Origin of the sequence: Pseudomonas sp. PSB11, from assembly GCF_014596605.1 — a bacterium.
Taxonomy (GTDB): domain Bacteria; phylum Pseudomonadota; class Gammaproteobacteria; order Pseudomonadales; family Pseudomonadaceae; genus Aquipseudomonas; species Aquipseudomonas umsongensis.
On sequence record NZ_NOIO01000001.1, the window covers coordinates 408,616 to 426,654 of the forward strand.

An 18,039-nucleotide genomic window follows, 5' to 3' on the forward strand; every position below is an offset into this window, starting at 1 on the left:
AATTCAAACGCCGCCTCAATCGAATAATTCCCGGTGGCCGCCAGATGGTCATCGGGGTTCCCTTCATCTGGCTGTTCCTGTTCTTCATGTTGCCGTTCTTCATCGTCCTGAAGATCAGCTTCGCCGAAGCCGACGTGGCCATCCCGCCGTACACCGAGATCTACAGCTACGCCGAACAGAAATTGCAGGTGCTGCTGAACCTGGGCAACTACGTGATGCTCAGCGACGACGAGTTGTACATCGCCGCTTACCTCGGTTCGTTGAAGATGGCACTCTTCAGCACCATCCTCTGCCTGCTGATCGGCTATCCGATGGCCTACGCCATCGCCAGTGCCCGCAAAGAGCTGCAAACGGTGTTGGTGCTGCTGATCATGATGCCGACCTGGACCGCGATCCTGATCCGCGTCTACGCGTGGATGGGCATCCTCAGCAACAACGGCCTGCTCAACGGTTTCCTGATGAGCATGGGCTGGATCAGTGAGCCGCTGCAGATCCTCAACACCAACCTCGCCGTGTACATCGGCGTAGTGTATTCGTACCTGCCGTTCATGATCCTTCCGCTGTACGCCAACCTGGTGAAACACGACACCAGCCTGCTGGAAGCCGCGTCGGACCTCGGTTCGAGCACCTTCAACAGCTTCTGGAAGATTACCGTGCCGCTGTCGAAAAACGGCATCATCGCCGGCTGCATGCTGGTGTTCATCCCGGTGGTGGGCGAGTTCGTGATCCCGGAACTGCTCGGCGGTCCGGAGACCCTGATGATCGGTAAAGTGCTCTGGCAAGAGTTCTTCAACAACCGTGACTGGCCGGTGGCATCCGCCCTGGCGGTGGTGATGCTGGCGATCCTGATTGTGCCGATCATCCTGTTCAACCGCAGTCAGGCCAAGGAAATGGAGGGTAAAGAATGAAACGCTTCCGTTTCTCCAGCCTGATGCTGGTACTGGGTTTGTTGTTCATCTATCTGCCGATGCTGATCCTGGTGATCTATTCCTTCAACGCCTCGAAGCTGGTGACGGTGTGGGGCGGCTGGTCGATCAAGTGGTACGTCGGCCTGATGGACAACACCCAACTGATGGGCTCGGTGGTGCGTTCGCTGGAAATCGCCTGCTACACGGCGGTGGCGGCAGTCGCACTGGGAACGCTGGCTGCGTTCGTCCTGACCCGCATCACCCACTTCAAGGGCCGTACGCTGTTCGGCGGCCTGGTCACCGCGCCCCTGGTAATGCCCGAAGTGATCACCGGTCTGTCGCTGTTGCTGCTGTTCGTGGCCATGGCGCAGATGATCGGCTGGCCGCAGGAGCGTGGCATCGTGACGATCTGGATTGCCCACACCACGTTCTGTGCGGCGTATGTGGCGGTGGTGGTGTCGGCGCGTTTGCGTGAACTGGACCTGTCCATCGAAGAAGCGGCCATGGACCTGGGCGCAAAACCGTGGAAGGTGTTCTTCCTGATCACCATCCCGATGATCGCTCCATCGCTGGCGGCCGGCGGCATGATGTCGTTTGCCCTGTCGCTGGATGACCTGGTGTTGGCGAGCTTCGTGTCGGGCCCGGGTTCCACGACCTTGCCGATGGAAGTGTTCTCGGCGGTGCGCCTGGGCGTGAAGCCCGAGATCAACGCCGTGGCCAGCCTGATCCTGCTGGCGGTGTCGCTGATGACGTTCCTGGTCTGGTTCTTCAGCCGTCGCGCCGAAGAAGCGCGCAAGCGTGCGGTCCAGCAAGCCATCGAGGAAAGCGCTGCCGATTCGTGGAAGCAACCGGACGTGCGTCGCGCGCAGCCGGAAGCGGCGTGAGTCTTAAATCGGGTTGACCACAATCCTGTGACCAACCCAAATCTAATGTGGGAGCGGGCTTGCTCGCGAAAGCGGAGTGTCAGTCACGAATATGTGGACTGACACTCCCTCTTCGCGAGCAAGCCCGCTCCCACATTTGCTTTAGGCAACCCAAGGGGATTGGCGAATGATTTCGACAAAATTCATCGGCTTGAACCCCGGCTCCTGATCTATCAAGACATCGGTCTTCACATTGCCGAACGTGGTCTGCGGACGATGGCGCAAGCCGTCGGCAAAGGCGCAGATGATGCACTCCTTGAACCCTTCGCCCCGTGGATGCGCATGCACCACCGCTTCACGCTGCACGGTGGAAAACGCCGCGTAGTCCATGCCCAGCACATCCATTTCAACGCCTGCGGTCACCAGCGCCACGGTCGGCCGCAGGTGTTGTGGCACGCCCGGCGTGGTGTGCAGGGCGATCGACAGCCAGACTTGCTCGATGTCGTCATCGCTGAATCCGTAGGGCTTGAGGAAGGCCGCCGCCGCGTTGGCGCCATCGACTTCGAAGCGTTCGTTGGCGCTGCGATAACCGTCCACCAGGCCCAGGTCATGGAACATCGCGCCGACATACAACAGCTCCGGGTTGTAGGCCAGTTGCTTGCGTTCGCCGCTCAGCGCCCCAAACAGGAATACCCGGCGGGAGTGGTGGTAGAGCAGGTCGGATTCGATGTCACGGATGTATTCGGTGGTGGCTCTGGCCAAGGCGCTGTCGGGGATCCTGATGCCGGCGATGGTGGTGCTCATGGGCTTCTCCTCAAAGTTGACGCCGGGGCGGCGCTGAGGGTTAAAGTCTGTTCGCGGGCCTCAAGCGGGACAATCGATCCATGGCTGCGATCCTTGCCAATGAGCATGCATATCGCGCCAACCTCGCAGACCCTGCAGGAGCGTTTTGACCAATACCTTGAGAGGCGCTTTGAACCATGAGCAAAACCGTTGCCATCGTCGTGTTCGCCGGCGTCCAGTCGTTGGACGTCACGGGTCCCATGGATGTGTTTTGCGAAGCCAATCGCTTCCTTGCCCCCGAGGATCACTATCGGTTGGAGGTGATTGGTGTTGAACGCGGGGTGATGGCGTGTTCCAACGGTTTGACGCTCAACGCCCATCGGCATTTCAGCGAGGCGCTGGAGGCTTATGACCTGCTGTTGGTAGCCGGCGGGCCACAATTGCCGTTCATGACGTTCGGCGCTGCATTCGATGCCTGGCTGCGCGATGCCTGCGCACGGGCGCAACGCTTTGGCTCGATCTGCAATGGCGCCTTCATGCTCGCCCGGGCGGGATTGCTGGAAGGGCGGACGGTGACCACCCATTGGGGCGATGCCGCAGCGTTGGCTGATGTGTGTCCGACAACTCAAGTCGATGCCGATCGGCTTTACGTTCAGGACGGCGAGCTTTTCACTTCGGCAGGGGTTACGGCCGGGATCGATCTGTCGCTGTATCTGCTGGGGCGTGATCACGGGCCGGACGTGGCCTTGAGCGTGGCAAAACGCTTGGTGGTGTTCACCCAGCGCTCGGGTGGGCAGTCACAGTTCAGCCCGTTTCTCACGCCCCACGCGCAGCCGACCTCGGCGGTAGCGATGGTCCAGCATTATGTGTTGGCGAACTTGACCGGTGACCTGGCCATCGCCGACCTGGCCAATGCCGCCAACATGAGTGCACGCAACTTTTCCCGGGTATTTGCAAAGGAAGCGAAAGTCACCCCGGCCGAGTTTGTCGAGCGCGCGCGCGTTGATGCGGCGCGGGTGATGCTGGAAAGCACCCGCGCGCCGCTCAAGACCGTGGCTTACCAGTGCGGTTTCCGCGATGCCCAACACATGCGCAGCGTGTTCAACCGCAGGCTGGGGGTGACGCCGCAGCAGTTTCGGCAGAATTTTTCGGCGATGGTTTGAGACATGAATTTGTGTTGTTCTTGAGGGCCTCTTCGCGAGCAGGCTCGCTCCCACAGTTGATCGAGTTATTCAGGCGGGCTCGGTCCAATGTGGGAGCGGGCTTGCTCGCGAAGGCGTCAGTCCGGTCAATAGAGATTCATTGTCCTGACCGCGCCGGCAGCAACTTCAAAGTACTGCGCGTATTCGCCGTCACTTCTTCATCATTGAGATGCGCCTGGAAGTAAATCCCCTCGATATACGCCTCAGCCTGATCGTCAAAGTGTTTGTCGAACGGCACGCCACTCTGGCCGACCGGGTTGACCGTCAAACTGTGGGCCGGGTCGGCGAAGTCGATCAGGCGCCGGGTCGATGGGCCGTACGTCACCGGCCACGGTGCCGGGCCGATCTTGGCCGACAGGTTGTTCGGCACTTCATGGGTGCCCGGGGCCGCGAACGGTCCGATATTGAAAATCCGGTCCAGCGGCTTTTGCTGCCCCAGTGGATGGCCATGGGTCAGCGTGTGCGCCTTGCCCCATTGCCATTGCGAGGAATCGGCACCCAGGGTGGCCTTGAGGTGGGCGATGCTGGCCAGCCACGCGACCTTGACGGTGTCGGCGCGGGTTTCCTTGCCGAGGGTATTGCGGTTGTCCCACCACGGTGAGTCCGCGTTTGCCGCCAGGCGCGGCAGGGCGGCATCGATTACCCGGGTCGAGAGCAGCGTTTCGAAGAAGTCATTGCCCAGTTCGTCATGCATCGCCGCGTCAGCCAGGTTGAACAGGAACTGGTTGAATAGCGTCGCGCTGGTGGACTCCAGCGGGTAGTCGCCTTGCCACTGGGCCAGTTGCTCCACCAGCTTGAGCTCTGCAGGGTCGCTGACCACTTCGCGCAGGGTCGGTATCAGTGGCGCCAGCAGGCGCGTGCCGTAGGCGGTGGTGGTGCCCAGTTGCAGCTTCTGGCTACTGTCCAGATCCCACTTGACGTTCTTGTCGCTGAGCTGGCGATTGAGCTGCTGGCCTCGGTCAGCGAGGTTGTAATAGCCGGGAATCTCCATTCCTGTCGGCGACAGCGGCTGGAAGTTGGCCGAGACGATATAGCCCCGTGCCGGGTTCTCTTCCTGCGGGTTCGCGCTGAACGGATAGAAGCCGTCCTTGTCGGCATCGCTGGTGCTGCCATCGAGGATAAACCACGGCAGCACCCCGGCAGGGCGCTTGGGCAATTGCGCCGCAGCCCACCAGCCGATATCACCCTTGGCATTGGCCCAGACGATGTTCAGGCCGGGAGCCTGGACCTTGGCGGCAGCGCTACGGGCCTTGGCCAGGGTGTCAGCACGGTTGAGCTGGTAGAAGCCTTCGATGATCGGGTTCTGGCTTTCGAGAAAGCCCCACCACATGGCGATCGGCGTTTTGCCGACGCTCTTGCCCAGCGCATCGTTGACGATCGGACCATGGGGTGACTGGCGCAGCGTCAGGGTGACTGGCGCCTGGCCCTTGACCGCGATCTGTTGTTCGCTGCTGACCAGGTCTACCCACTTGCCGCGATACCAGACCTGATTCGGATTGTCCGGATTGACCTTTTCGGCAATCAGGTCGAGATCGTCGTTCTGGAACATGGTGATGCTCCAGCCGAAGTCCCGGTTCATGCCCAGTGAAGCGAACGGCATCAGGGCCTGGTAATGACCATAGAGTTCGAAGCCCGGTGCCGAGAGCTGTGCTTCGTACCAAACCGACGGTGCGGAAAAACGGATGTGTGGGTCTCCGGCCAGCAGCGGCTTGCCGCTATTGGTGCGGTTGCCGGCAACTGCCCACGCATTGCTGCCCTCGAACTGCGGCAAGCCATTGTCGGCCAGGGCCTGTTCGCTCAGGCGGGCGAGGGCGTTGAGGTCTTTCCAGTCGGTGCTGGCGAGGGGCGACGGGGCCGCGCCGTGTGGGGTCGCCAGCACGCCCTTGGCCTGCCAGTCGAGATCGAACACACTCAGATAGCCGGCGCCCAATTGATCACGCACGTAGGTCAGCAGCGGTTCGGTGCGAAACGCCGCAGCAAAACTGTAGGCCATGTAGCCGGCGATGCTGATGGTGTCCTGCGCCGTGAACGGGCGCTTGGTTATGCCCAGCACATCGAACTCTGCGGGTTTGGCGTGACCGTCCTGGTACTGGTTGATGCCGTCCAGGTAAGCCTGCAGGGCAAGGAAGGCAGGCGATTGCTTGTCCATGTTCGCCAGATAGGTTTCGGCGCGTTCGCGAATGCGCAGGCTGCGCATCAGCCTGTCGGTGTCGAGCAGTTTCGGTCCGAGCACCTCGGCCAGTTCGCCCCGGGCAAGGCGACGCAAAACCTCCATCTGGAACAACCGATCCTGGGCATGGACATAGCCGAGGGCGCGGTACAGGTCGGTTTCGTTGTCGGCACGGATGTGCGGGATACCGCGCTCGTCATAGCGCACGGTGACCGAACCTTGCAGGTGCTGCAGTTCCACCATGCCCTGGCGTGATGGCTGCTTGCTGTAGACGTACCAACCGGCGCCGACGGCGAGCGCGACGATCAGCAAACCGAGCGCGGTCAGGCTACGTTTCATGGTGACTCCTTATTGTTATGTGTGACAGCAATTCCCTGGCGAGACTGTTTAACACGACAAGCCGGTTTGGCCCATCGCCCGTAGGAGGGATTCTCGTTTGCTGCCTGCGTTAACTCGTCGGGACGACAGGCCACGGGCAGTAACACCCCACGGCCAGTGTGTGCGTGGCACTCACTTCGCGGCCTTCGTTCAGCGCCTGCAGGATCGGCTCGATAAAGCTGTTGCTGGAATTGCAGGTCAGGCCTTCACTGTAGGGCCCGAAGTACGCCAGCCTGCCATTGCGGTCCCAGATCGCCACGGCGGGGCTGGCGGGAATCTGTTCGGAGCCCGGCAGGACGTCGATGGTTTTCAGGCTGCTGAGCGTGGCGGGTAGTTGGCCGTGGCTGCCAGGCCTTTGTACTGCATAGAACTCCACACCGTGCGGGACATAGCGTTCCACCAGTTCGGTCAGGTGCTGTTGATTGCCCACATTGCACGGGCAGGCCGGGTCCCAGAAATGCACGAGTCGGATGGCGCCGGGGCCGGCGAGATTGTCGGGCAGGCGTAGCGGATCACCGGAGAATATCGCCGTGTGCTCGCTGAATGCCCGCAGATAGCGCCCCTGAAACCAATGGTAGGCCGCCCACAGCACTCCGGCGCACACGAGGGCGAGCAAGCTGGCGAGCAGGGTGGCGCGATAGTGCGAGCGCATGGTGTCACTCCTTGTGGGTCGGTTAGCTTGCCATGCTTGCCGCGACAGATGAATATCGCAGGTCTATAAAGTCCGCTTCGCGCTCTGGAATGCCCATGTCAGTGACCTTCGATCCCGATCATCTGCGTGCCAGCCTGCGGCCGCTGGCGCAAGGGCAGCCGTTGTCAGCGGAGGCCCAGGCTTATCAACGGTTTTATGGGCTGGATTTTTCCTCGCGTAACGTTCGCAGCGCCCTGGGTCGTTTTCAGGTCGATGGTTACGAAGTGGTCAGCCAGGTCTGGTGGCCAGAGCAGGTGAAGGCGACGCTGTTTGTCTTTCACGGGTTCTACGACCACACCGGCCTCTATCGGCATGTGATCGAATGGGCGCTGGAGCAAGGCTTCGCCGTGATTGCCTGCGACTTGCCGGGCCATGGGCTTTCCAGTGGCGAGCGGGCGAGCATCAAGGACTTCGCCGAGTATCAGGACACCCTGCAAGGCTTGTTTGCCGAAGCCCGATCGCTCGACCTGCCACAACCCTGGCACCTGTGCGGGCAGAGTACCGGTGGCGCAATCGTGATCGATCATGTGCTCAACGCGGGGGCGGGCAGTCCGGCCCAGGGCCAGGTGATCCTGTTGGCGCCGCTGGTGCGGCCACGGGCGTGGGGCTGGTCGCAACTGAGCTATTACCTGCTCAGGCCTTTCGTCAAAGCCATTGCCCGACGCTTCAGCGAGAACTCCAACGACCCGGAGTTCTTGCCGTTCCTGCAAGCCGATCCGCTGCAGCCGCTGCGATTGCCGACAGCATGGGTCGGGGCGTTGGCGCGTTGGATCAAGCGAGTCGAAGCGGCACCCGCCAGCCCTCGACGACCGCTGATTGTGCAGGGGCAGGCGGACATGACGGTGGATTGGCAGCACAACCTTGAGGTGCTGCGGGGCAAGTTCGATCGGCCGCAGGTATTGATGCTGCCTGAGGCACGGCATCATCTGGCGAATGAAACGCTGGTGCTGCGCGGGGAGTATTTCGGGTTTTTGACCAAGCGGATAAAGGGGCGGAACCTTTAGCAACCCTGGTGGCCTCTTCGCGAGCAGGCTCGCTCCCACATTAGACCGCGTCTATCTGAAAAATCGGTCCACTGTGGGAGCGAGCCTGCTCGCGAAAGCGGTTCCGCGGACGCTGATAATTACTGGGTCAGGTTGGAAGTACTTTGCCCCACCGCCAACCCGGCCCGAATCGCCGCCAGCGCCGCCTGGTAATAGGCTTTGCCTTCGGCTGACTCGGCAAATGTGGCGAATTCTTCGAGTTCCTCATCCGACAGGTCGCGGTAGACGTACAGCAGCGTGTTGTTCAGGTCGTTGCCGATCTGTTCCATCAAGCGCTGGCGCTGCCCATTGAGCATGCTTTGGGTCTGGCCGGCGCCGAGCAGGCCGGGGATCATCGAACTGAGGCTGTCGGCCGCAACACCGGCAATCGCCAGGCTGACTTCCGCGCCGGCCTCGCGAGCAGGCAGGGCCTGGGCCAGGTGGCCAATGATCAGCAGCCGGCTGTCGCTGGCCTGCATCTTGGGCAGGCCCTTGGCATTTTTCGCCAGTTGATCGCGGCGGGTCGCGAGCAATTCGGCGGCGACGATTTTCTTGCCCAGCGGCGATTGGAAGAACGCCAACGCCGGTTTCGGATCGGCGAGGTTCTTGCGAAGCTGTGCTTCGGCACGCTGGTCCACGGCCTTGGGTGCGAAACGCTGATTGCTGTTGTCGACCAGCGCCTGGAAAACCGCCGGTGGCAGGCTGCTTTGGTAGCGCTGTTGCGCGGCCGTGAGGGCGTCGTTGAAATGCGCGCGTTGTTCTGGCCAGCCGGCGACCTTGTACAGTTGGTCGTGGCCGTCTGCCCAGGCGGGCATAACACAGAGCATCAGCAGGGAGAAAAGCAAACGGCGCATAGGGACTCCTGTCAGCAGGCGACTATTCTCCGTGTGGCATCCAGTCTTGTCGAGAATTCGTATCAACCCGCTGCATGGCTCTGTCGGATTTTCAGGCGCAGGAATACTATGCGCGCCATGCAAATACCTTCTGATCACCCACTGCTGTTACAAATCGTCGACGACCTGGCTACCCGCGGTTGGTCGCAGCAGAATATTTTCCTGCCTCAGGATCTGACCCGAGCGCTGGCGGCTGAGTGCCGTAAACGTGCGGCCGAAGGTGAGTTGGCCCCGGCTGCCGTGGGTCGAGGGCCTTCATCGGAGATTCGCGAGGGGATTCGCGGCGATCATATCCAGTGGATCGAGCCCGGCCAGGCTGAGGTCTGTGACAGCTATCTGGGGTTGATGGACAGCCTGCGTGAGGCGCTCAACCGTGGCCTGTTCCTGGGGTTGGAGGATTTCGAGAGTCATTTCGCGATGTACCCGCCTGGCGCTTTCTACCTCAAGCATGTCGACCGTTTCCGTGACGACGACCGGCGCATGGTGTCGGCGGTGGTCTATCTCAACGATGCCTGGCTGCCTGAGCAGGGTGGTCAGTTGCGCATGTACCTGGACGAAGGTGCGCAATACGATGTAGTACCCATCGGTGGATGCCTGGTGGTATTCCTGTCGGGAGAGGTCCCCCATGAAGTCCTGCCTGCGAGCCGTGAGCGCCTGTCGTTGACCGGCTGGTTCCGGCGTCGAGGCAATGAGCCGTTCTGATCATGCAAAAGATACTGGTAAGCCGCTGCCTGCTGGGTCACCGCGTACGCTATGACGGCGGGGCCAGCGGGCCTTTCGATCAGTTGCAACGGTGGATCGACGAAGGTCGGGTGGTGCCGTTGTGTCCGGAAGTTGCCGGTGGCCTGCCGACGCCACGGGCGGCGGCGGAAATTCCCGGCGGGCAGGGCGGTGATGTACTCGATGGCCAAGCGGCGGTGATCACCACCGAAGGCGAGGATGTCAGTGCGCAGTTTCTGTCAGGGGCTTATCAAGCCCTGGAGCTGGTGCAACAACACGACATACGCATTGCCGTGCTCAAGGCCAATAGCCCCTCGTGCGGCAATCTGTTGACCTATGACGGGACGTTCAGCGGAGTGAAAGTCACGGGCGAAGGGGTCACGGCGGCGCTGCTCAGGCGCCATGGGGTGCGGGTCTTCAGTGAGCTGGAACTCGCCGAAGCGGCTCGGTCACTGGCAGAACTCAATTAACGACCCACACAAAACCACTGTGGGAGCGAGCCTGCTCGCGAAAGTGGTGTGTCAAACAACACTGGCGTCGACTGACACTGCGCATTCGCGAGCAGGCTCGCTCCCACAGGTTTGGCTTGCGACTCAGGGGTTCGGTGCCACTCCGGCATCCGGCCCCAGCCACTTCTTCTCCAGCGCCTCCAGCCGCCCATCCGCCTTGATCCGTTGCAGCGCGCTTTCCAGGCTGGCGTGAAACGCCGGGTTACCCTTCTGGAATGGAATCGACAAGTTCACTGCCTGGATGGCTTTCGGCTTTTGGTCTGTCAACGACTGCACCAGCAATATCGAGCGCGGCTCTTCTTTCTGCGCGATCAATTGCGCATTGGCCTTGATGTAAGGCTCGCTGAAATCGAAACGATCCGACAGCGCCGGGGTCTGTGCAATGTGGTTGATGGCGATGTCGTATTTGCCACTTTCCACGCCGGCCAGCAAATCACTGGCATCTGTCACGACAAAGTCGGCGCGAACCTCCAGTTCGTTGGCCAGCAGTTGGCCCAACTCGACTTCGAAGCCCTTTAGATTGCCATCCTCCTTGAAACTGAAGGGGGGTGTATTCGCCTCAAGGGCAATGCGCAATTCACCGCGATCATTCACGTCGTCAATCAGTTCGGCATGAGCCAACGGGCTCAAAAGGGGTAGCAGGCAGATCAGGCCAGGCAGAAAACGCATGGTCACTCCTTTGAAATCATTATCGCGACGCTCTGGATCAGGCTCGCTTTGCTATGGTTGTCGAGTGCCTTTCGACAACGATTGACCATGAAGTTGTGATGGTCACGCGAATTTTACGTAAAAACTGGAGAAGAGAATGAAAACCTTTATGTCACGTGCTGCTCTGGCTGGTCTGCTGATGGGCGTTTCAGTGTTGGCCAGTGCAGCAACGCCAGCCCCGAAAGGTGCTGAAGTGTCCATTGTTTCTCCCAAAGATGGTGCCACGGTTCCGCAGACGTTCGTGGTGAAGTTCGCTGTCGAGAACATCGCGTTGGCGCCAGCTGGCGATGTCACCAAAAACACGGGCCACCATCACCTGCTGATTGACGTGGACAAACTGCCGGCGGCCGGCCAGCCGATCCCGAACGATGCCAACCACCTGCACTTCGGCAAGGCGCAGACCCAGGCTGAAGTAACGCTGCCGCCGGGCAAGCATACCTTGCAGCTGGAGTTGGGCGACAGCGGGCACATGCCGTTCGACCCACCGATCGTCTCCGAGAAGATCACTGTAAACGTCAAATAAAAAAAGGGAGCCCCTTCGCAGGGGCTCCCTTTTTAATGCCGCACGCTGCTCTTAGAACAGAACGCGGCTACGAATGGTGCCGTTGACGTGTTGCAGTTTCTGTTGCGCCAGGTCCGAGTACTCGGCGTCTACGTCGATCACCACGTAGCCGACTTTCTCGTTGGTCTGCAGGAACTGACCGGAAATGTTGATGCCGTTTTCGGCGAAGACCTTGTTGATCTCGCTCATCACGCCAGGGATGTTCTCGTGGATGTGCAGCAGGCGGTGCTTGCCAGGGTGAGCCGGCAGGGCTACTTCCGGGAAGTTCACGGACGATACCGAAGTACCGTTGTCGCTGTACTTGACCAGTTTTTCTGCCACTTCCAGGCCGATGTTGGCCTGCGCTTCGGCGGTGGAACCACCGATGTGCGGCGTCAGGATCACGTTGTCCAGGCCACGCAGCGGGCTTTCGAACTCTTCGTCGTTGGAGCGTGGCTCCACCGGGAACACGTCGATGGCCGCGCCGATCAGGTGCTTGTCCTTGATCGCGTCCGCCAGGGCGTCCAGCTCGACCACGGTGCCGCGCGCGGCGTTGATCAGGATGCCGCCCTTCTTGATGGCGCGGATTTCCTTCTCGCCGATCATCCACTGGGTGGCAGCGGTTTCCGGTACGTGCAGGGTCACGATGTCGGACATGCCCAGCAGTTCGTGCAGGTTGCCGACCTGGGTGGCGTTACCCAGTGGCAGCTTGGTCACGGTGTCATAGAAGTACACCTGCATCCCCAAGCCTTCGGCGAGGACCGACAGTTGAGTACCGATCGAGCCGTAACCGACGATGCCCAGCTTCTTGCCGCGGATCTCGAAGGAGTTGGCCGCGCTCTTGATCCAGCCACCACGGTGGCAGGAAGCGTTCTTCTCAGGGATACCGCGCAGCAACAGGATCGCTTCGGCCAGCACCAGCTCGGCAACGGAGCGGGTGTTGGAGTACGGCGCGTTGAACACGGCGATGCCGCGTTCGCGGGCAGCGCTCAGGTCGACCTGGTTGGTGCCGATGCAGAAACACCCTACAGCCACGAGCTTCTTCGCGTGATCGAAGATCTCTTCGGTCAGTTGAGTGCGCGAGCGAATGCCGATGAAGTGAGCATCAGCGATCTTTTCCTTGAGCTGGGCTTCCGGCAGAGAACCTGTGAGGTACTCGATGCTGGTGTAGCCCGCCGCCTTGAGGACGTCGACAGCCGATTGGTGGACGCCTTCGAGAAGAAGGAACTTGATCTTGCTCTTATCGAGAGAAGTCTTGCTCATCTGCGTAAACCTGTATCCCGGAGAAAAATGGCAGGAAGTGGTCAACAGATGCTGACCCGGACGGCAACTAAACCGTCACCGCAGAACAGCCGTTGGGCACTATGCTGCGGGGTCGGTATGCTAGCATATGCACCCCGCTAAACACTCATTCCTGCGACGTGAAGCGTTCTCAGGATGACCATGAATTGTTCGAGAGTTCTGTCGATGACCAATCCTGCCCTGATTGATGAGCTGAAGACCCTGGTTGAGCCTGGCAAGGTGCTGACCGATGCCGACTCCCTGAATGCTTACGGTAAGGATTGGACCAAGCATTTCGCTCCGGCCCCGACCGCCATCGTGTTCCCCAAGACCACCGAACAGGTCCAGGCCATCGTCCTGTGGGCCAACAAACACAAGGTGGCGCTGGTGCCTTCCGGTGGCCGCACCGGCCTTTCCGCCGCTGCAGTGGCAGCCAATGGCGAAGTGGTCGTGTCGTTCGACTACATGAACCAGGTCCTCGACGTGAACCTCACCGACCGCACCGCTGTTTGCCAGCCGGGCGTGGTCACCGAACATCTGCAGAACGTGGCCGAAGAAAAGGGCCTGTACTACCCGGTGGACTTCGCTTCGGCAGGTTCGAGCCAGATTGGCGGCAATATCGGCACCAATGCCGGCGGAATCAAGGTGATTCGCTACGGCATGACCCGTAATTGGGTGGCCGGCATGAAAGTCGTCACCGGCAAGGGCGACGTGCTGGAGCTGAACCGCGACCTGATCAAGAACGCCACCGGCTACGACATGCGCCAGCTCTTCATCGGCGCCGAAGGCACCCTCGGTTTCGTGGTGGAAGCGACCATGCGCCTGGATCGCGCGCCGAAAAACCTGACTGCCATGGTCCTCGGCACCGCTGATTTCGACTCGATCATGCCGGTGCTGCATGCCTTCCAGGGCAAGCTCGACCTGACCGCTTTCGAATTCTTCTCCGACAAGGCCCTGGCCAAGGTCATGGATCGTGGTGATGTGCCGGCTCCGTTCGAAACCGATTGCCCGTTCTACGCGCTGCTGGAATTCGAAGCGACCACCGAAGAAGTGGCCAACCACGCCCTGGAAACATTCGAGCACTGTGTCGAGCAGGGCTGGGTCCTGGACGGTGTGATGAGCCAGAGCGAAACCCAGTTGCAGAACCTGTGGAAACTGCGCGAATACATTTCCGAAACCATTTCCCACTGGACGCCGTACAAGAACGACATTTCGGTGACCGTGTCGAAAGTGCCGGCATTCCTCAAGGAAATCGACGCGATCGTCGGCGAACACTACCCGGACTTCGAAATCGTCTGGTTTGGTCATATCGGCGACGGCAACCTGCACTTGAACATTCTCAAGCCGGATAACTTGAGCAAGGACGAGTTCTTCGCCAAGTGCGCCACCGTCAACAAGTGGGTGTTCGAAACCGTCGAGAAGTACAACGGCTCGATTTCCGCCGAACACGGCGTGGGCATGACCAAGCGTGACTACCTGACCTACAGCCGTTCCCCGGTTGAGATCGAGTACATGAAAGCGGTCAAGGCGGTGTTCGACCCGAACGGGATCATGAACCCGGGCAAGATTTTCGCTGTTTGACTTTAAAAGCTACGAACCAGGAGTCGGTCCATGAGCTATCAGCACCAGTATGTCGACGGTACGCGTATTCACTTCCCGCTGGGGAAAGTGGTGTGCATCGGCCGTAACTACGCCGAACACGCCAAGGAACTGGACAACCCGGTGCCGACCGAGCCGCTGCTGTTCATCAAGCCGGGCAGTTGTGTGGTGCCGCTGGAAGGCGGCTTCAGCATTCCAACCGAGCGTGGTTCGGTGCATTACGAAGCGGAAATCGCGGTGCTGATTGGCAAGCCGTTATCGACCAAGCCCAGCGTTGAAGAAGTGCTGGACGCCATCTCCGGCTTCGCCCCGGCCCTGGACCTGACTCTGCGCGACAAGCAGGCCGAGCTGAAATCCAAGGGCCTGCCCTGGGAAATCGCCAAGTCCTTCGACGGCGCAGCAGTGATTGCCCCGTTCGTTTCCGGCAGCACCTTCGCCGACCTGACCGACATCGGCATCCGCCTGACCATCAACGGCGAAGTGCGCCAGGATGGCAACAGCAGTGCGATGCTCAACCCGATCGTGCCGATGATCCAGCACATGGCCGGTTGCTTTTCGCTGCAGGCCGGTGACGTGATCCTCACTGGCACACCGGTGGGCGTAGGCCCGCTGAATGTTGGCGACGAGATCGTCCTGGAACTGCCGGGCGCGAGCCGCTTCACCAGCAGCGTTCGCTAAGGAACACAAACCCTTGTAGGCGCTGGCTTGCCAGCGATAGTGGTCTAACAGCCAACATGGGCGTTGAATGTTAGGGCCTCATCGCTGGCAAGCCAGCTCCTACAGGGTTAGCGGTGCCCATACAGCGTGGTCTCGCCATTTCCCGTTTTTTTCACATCAGGTCTGCATAATTCCACGGCTTTCGGCATCTGAGCCGGGCCCAATTGTGCTATTACCCCAAGCCTGAATTTCTGGAACGCATGCCCTGATGGCCACTCAACCAATCTCGTCGCTCAAACCTGCCCGTCGCTCGCGCTTTTTCTTGCGTTGGTATTCCTGGCTGTTGCTGCTGGTCGCAGCCGCCTACGGTTTGGCGTTTGCCATGCATTGGGATGACCGCGGCGTGCTCTGGGTGCTGGAGCGTTTTGAAAGCCCGGCCGAACGTCAGGGCAGCGTCTGGCTGCCGGACTATCATGCGGTGATCGACGCCAAGCCACTTCCGGGCATGGAAAAGGACGAAGCGTCGGACGTCACCTACGATGCCCAGACCAAAACCCTGTTTTCGGTAATGGGTAAGAACCCGTTCCTGGTCGAGTTGTCGCTGCAAGGCGATGTGCTGCGCAAAATGCCCTTGGTAGGCTGGAGCAATCCTGAAGGGGTAACAGCGCTGGGCAATGGAGTGCTGGCCATTGTCGATGAGCGTGACCACCAGATCTCCCTCGTCAAGGTCGATGCCGGCACTCGCGAGCTGAACATCGCTGATTTCCCCAAGTACGACCTTGGCCCTTCGAAAGACCAGAACAAGGCGTTTGAGGCGGTCGTATGGGATGCACGCAATCAGCAATTGCTGCTCGGCGAAGAGCGTCCACCCGCGCTGTTTGCCTGGAAAGGCGACGGCAAGACGCTCAGCGGCGACAAGCAAAAGCTGGTCAGTGACGAGTTGGACATCCGCAACCTGTCTGCCCTTGCCATCGATCCGCGCACGGGCCACACCCTGGTGTTGTCCGCTGACTCCCACCTGTTGCTGGAGCTGGACGAGAAAGGCGAACAGGTCAGCTTCATGACCTTGCTCGGTGGCTTCAACGGCTTGAAAAAAACCATACCTCGGGCTGAAGGCGTGACCATGGACGAGGCCGGCACGATGTACATCGTGAGTGAGCCAAACCTGTTTTACCGTTTCGAAAAACGGTAGGAGCTGCCGCAGGCTGCGATCTTTTGACTTTGCTTTTAAAAAACAAGATCAAAAGATCGCAGCCTGCGGCAGCTCCTACATTGTCCTACGGGGCCAATGGCCATTAAGCTTCAGTTCAGGCAGGCGTGATATTTCATCCGCCTGTCCTGAAGCCGAGCCCGCCTGAATGCGCCGATTAGCCCGCCCCAAACCTCTGCTGTTGCTCCTGTCGGTGATTGCCCTGAGTGTATTGATCGCATTCGGGCAGCATTTACGCCTGTTCGAGCGCACCTGGTTCAACCTGCGCACGCTCTGGCAGCCGATGAGCACCCAGTCCATCGGCCTGGATCAGTATCGGGTGGTGCTGGAGGGGCGGGTCATTGAAGGGCTGGACGATGATGTTTCAGCCTTGACGTACGACCCGGTGCGCAAAAGCCTGTTCACGGTCACCAATCAAAACTCCGAATTGATCGAGCTGTCGCTCGAGGGCAGGATCTTGCGGCGCATCGCGTTGGTCGGTTTTGGTGATCCTGAAGCTGTCGAGTTCATCAGCGCCGACACCTACGTGATCACGGACGAGCGCCAGCAGCGCCTGATCAAGATCCATCTGGAGCATGACACCACCTTTCTCGACGCGGCGGACGCGGAACAGATGACCCTCGGTGTGCACATGAGCGGCAACAAGGGATTCGAAGGCTTGGCTTACGATTCGGTAGGCAAGCGCTTGTTTGTCGCCAAGGAGCGCGACCCGATGCTGATCTACGAAGTGCACGGCTTTCCGCATTTCAATCCGGAAAAGTCCTACGCGGTACATGTGGTCAACAATCCCAAGCGCGACGCCGGGATGTTTGTGCGGGATTTGTCGAGCCTGCAATACGACGAGCGTAGCGGGCACTTGCTGGCGCTGTCCGACGAGTCGCGGCTGATTCTGGAGCTGGATGTGGATGGGCGACCGCTGAGCACCATGTCACTGAACAAGGGCCGGCAAGGTCTGCAAAAGACCGTGCCGCAAGCGGAAGGTATCGCCATGGACGACGACGGTACGATGTACCTGGTGAGTGAACCGAATCTGTTCTACGTCTTCAAAAAGCCAACACAGCCCTGAGCCACGAACACGAACCTGTAGGAGCTGGCTTGCCAGCGATAGCGGCAGATCATTCAACATCAATGTTGGATTTGATGGCCTCATCGCTGGCAAGCCAGCTCCTACAAGGATTGTGCGTGTTCTTACTGGGCGCGCAGGGTCTTCACACCTTCGCTCGTGCCCAGCAACAGCAGGTCTGCCGGGCGCGCCGCGAACAAGCCGTTGGTGACCACGCCGACGATCGCATTGATCTGCGACTCCAGTTCCACCGGATTGGTGATCTGCAGGTTGTACACGTCGAGGATGATGTTGCCGTTGTCGGTGACTACACCTTCACGGTAGACCGGATCACCGCCGAGTTTCACCAGCTGGCGGGCCACGTGGCTGCGGGCCATCGGGATCACTTCCACGGGCAGCGGGAAGGCGCCGAGGACGGGCACCAGTTTGCTGGCGTCGGCGATGCAGATGAAGGTCTTGGCCACGGCCGCGACGATTTTCTCACGGGTCAGGGCTGCGCCGCCGCCCTTGATCAGGTTCAGGTGCTCGTCGCTCTCGTCGGCGCCGTCGACGTAGAACTCCAGGTCGCTGACCGTATTGAGCTCATAGACCGGGATCCCGTGGCCCTTGAGGCGTGCGGCGGTGGCTTCGGAGCTGGCGACCGCGCCATCGAACGCGCCCTTGTGCTTGGCCAGGGCATCGATGAAGCAGTTGGCGGTGGAGCCGGTGCCGACCCCAACGATGCTCTTGTCGTCGAGTTTCGGGAGGATGAAGTCGACGGCGGCCTGGGCTACTGCCTGTTTGAGTTGATCCTGGGTCATGCGGGCTCCGAAGTGCCGAAGAGAGAACGAAAGGCTGGCAT

At 60.3% G+C, this 18,039-nt stretch carries 18 protein-coding genes; 11 read left to right on the forward strand and 7 right to left on the reverse strand.

Translation table 11 applies throughout. The features are described 5' to 3' along the window. The first annotated feature begins 26 nt into the window (after positions 1-26). Both CGA21_RS01920 and CGA21_RS01925 read left to right on the forward strand, forming a co-directional pair. Positions 27-908: an ABC transporter permease subunit gene (locus CGA21_RS01920; protein WP_188263490.1), complete on the forward strand. Its 882-nt coding sequence runs from the start codon at positions 27-29 to the stop codon at positions 906-908. Further along, complete coding sequence (locus tag CGA21_RS01925) at positions 905-1,792, forward strand: ABC transporter permease subunit (protein ID WP_110747936.1); 888 nt, start codon at positions 905-907, stop codon at positions 1,790-1,792. The genes CGA21_RS01920 and CGA21_RS01925 overlap by 4 nt, the downstream gene beginning before the upstream one ends. A gap of 141 nt (positions 1,793-1,933) precedes the next feature. Here CGA21_RS01925 and CGA21_RS01930 read toward each other — a convergent pair whose 3' ends face one another. Beyond that, positions 1,934-2,575, reverse strand: coding sequence for an HD domain-containing protein (locus CGA21_RS01930; RefSeq protein ID WP_110747933.1), 642 nt, complete (start codon positions 2,573-2,575; stop codon positions 1,934-1,936). A 176-nt stretch (positions 2,576-2,751) separates the two neighbouring features. Between CGA21_RS01930 and CGA21_RS01935 the strand changes: the two genes are divergently transcribed. Next, on the forward strand, positions 2,752-3,717 hold the full coding sequence (locus CGA21_RS01935; protein WP_188263413.1) for a GlxA family transcriptional regulator: 966 nt from the start codon (positions 2,752-2,754) through the stop codon (positions 3,715-3,717). 136 nt (positions 3,718-3,853) lie between these two features. Here CGA21_RS01935 and CGA21_RS01940 read toward each other — a convergent pair whose 3' ends face one another. Then, a complete protein-coding gene (locus CGA21_RS01940) occupies positions 3,854-6,265 on the reverse strand; it encodes a penicillin acylase family protein (protein WP_188263414.1) in 2,412 nt (803 codons plus the stop codon). Positions 6,266-6,374: 109 nt separating this feature from the next. Further along, the gene (locus CGA21_RS01945; RefSeq protein ID WP_188263415.1) at positions 6,375-6,956 is read right to left on the reverse strand and encodes a DUF6436 domain-containing protein; all 582 of its coding nucleotides are present in this window, start codon (positions 6,954-6,956) and stop codon (positions 6,375-6,377) included. 95 nt (positions 6,957-7,051) lie between these two features. Here CGA21_RS01945 and CGA21_RS01950 point away from each other — a divergent pair, with 95 nt between their 5' ends. Then, the gene (locus CGA21_RS01950) at positions 7,052-7,999 is read left to right on the forward strand and encodes an alpha/beta hydrolase (RefSeq protein ID WP_110747923.1); all 948 of its coding nucleotides are present in this window, start codon (positions 7,052-7,054) and stop codon (positions 7,997-7,999) included. Between the two features lie 119 nt (positions 8,000-8,118). Here CGA21_RS01950 and CGA21_RS01955 read toward each other — a convergent pair whose 3' ends face one another. Then, entirely contained in the window at positions 8,119-8,871 is a 753-nt protein-coding gene (locus tag CGA21_RS01955; RefSeq protein ID WP_110747920.1) for a DUF2059 domain-containing protein, read from the reverse strand. 108 nt (positions 8,872-8,979) lie between these two features. On the opposite strand from CGA21_RS01955, the gene CGA21_RS01960 reads away from it, so the two are divergent. Continuing rightward, positions 8,980-9,612, forward strand: coding sequence for a 2OG-Fe(II) oxygenase (locus CGA21_RS01960; RefSeq protein WP_188263416.1), 633 nt, complete (start codon positions 8,980-8,982; stop codon positions 9,610-9,612). 2 nt (positions 9,613-9,614) lie between these two features. Next, entirely contained in the window at positions 9,615-10,100 is a 486-nt protein-coding gene (locus CGA21_RS01965) for a DUF523 domain-containing protein (RefSeq protein WP_110747916.1), read from the forward strand. Positions 10,101-10,223: 123 nt separating this feature from the next. Here the strand turns inward: CGA21_RS01965 and CGA21_RS01970 are convergent, their stop codons facing one another. Next, a complete protein-coding gene (locus CGA21_RS01970) occupies positions 10,224-10,808 on the reverse strand; it encodes a transporter substrate-binding domain-containing protein (protein ID WP_110747912.1) in 585 nt (194 codons plus the stop codon). A gap of 136 nt (positions 10,809-10,944) precedes the next feature. On the opposite strand from CGA21_RS01970, the gene CGA21_RS01975 reads away from it, so the two are divergent. Continuing rightward, complete coding sequence (locus CGA21_RS01975; protein ID WP_110747909.1) at positions 10,945-11,370, forward strand: DUF4399 domain-containing protein; 426 nt, start codon at positions 10,945-10,947, stop codon at positions 11,368-11,370. A gap of 51 nt (positions 11,371-11,421) precedes the next feature. Here the strand turns inward: CGA21_RS01975 and serA are convergent, their stop codons facing one another. Beyond that, positions 11,422-12,651, reverse strand: coding sequence for a phosphoglycerate dehydrogenase (serA, locus tag CGA21_RS01980; protein ID WP_020797315.1), 1,230 nt, complete (start codon positions 12,649-12,651; stop codon positions 11,422-11,424). A gap of 204 nt (positions 12,652-12,855) precedes the next feature. On the opposite strand from serA, the gene CGA21_RS01985 reads away from it, so the two are divergent. The 4 genes from CGA21_RS01985 to CGA21_RS02000 all read left to right on the forward strand — a co-directional run bounded on the left by CGA21_RS01985 (position 12,856) and on the right by CGA21_RS02000 (position 17,201). Next, complete coding sequence (locus tag CGA21_RS01985) at positions 12,856-14,250, forward strand: FAD-binding oxidoreductase (RefSeq protein ID WP_110747907.1); 1,395 nt, start codon at positions 12,856-12,858, stop codon at positions 14,248-14,250. 30 nt (positions 14,251-14,280) lie between these two features. After that, complete coding sequence (locus CGA21_RS01990; protein ID WP_110747904.1) at positions 14,281-14,946, forward strand: fumarylacetoacetate hydrolase family protein; 666 nt, start codon at positions 14,281-14,283, stop codon at positions 14,944-14,946. Positions 14,947-15,193: 247 nt separating this feature from the next. Continuing rightward, the gene (locus CGA21_RS01995) at positions 15,194-16,117 is read left to right on the forward strand and encodes an SdiA-regulated domain-containing protein (protein ID WP_188263417.1); all 924 of its coding nucleotides are present in this window, start codon (positions 15,194-15,196) and stop codon (positions 16,115-16,117) included. Between the two features lie 166 nt (positions 16,118-16,283). Continuing rightward, positions 16,284-17,201 carry an SdiA-regulated domain-containing protein gene (locus tag CGA21_RS02000; RefSeq protein WP_188263418.1) on the forward strand — a complete coding sequence of 306 codons (918 nt, stop codon included), beginning with the start codon at positions 16,284-16,286 and terminating at the stop codon, positions 17,199-17,201. A gap of 122 nt (positions 17,202-17,323) precedes the next feature. On the opposite strand, the gene rpiA is transcribed toward CGA21_RS02000, so the two are convergent. Further along, the gene (gene rpiA / locus CGA21_RS02005; RefSeq protein WP_110747895.1) at positions 17,324-17,998 is read right to left on the reverse strand and encodes a ribose-5-phosphate isomerase RpiA; all 675 of its coding nucleotides are present in this window, start codon (positions 17,996-17,998) and stop codon (positions 17,324-17,326) included. Positions 17,999-18,039 lie beyond the last annotated feature (41 nt).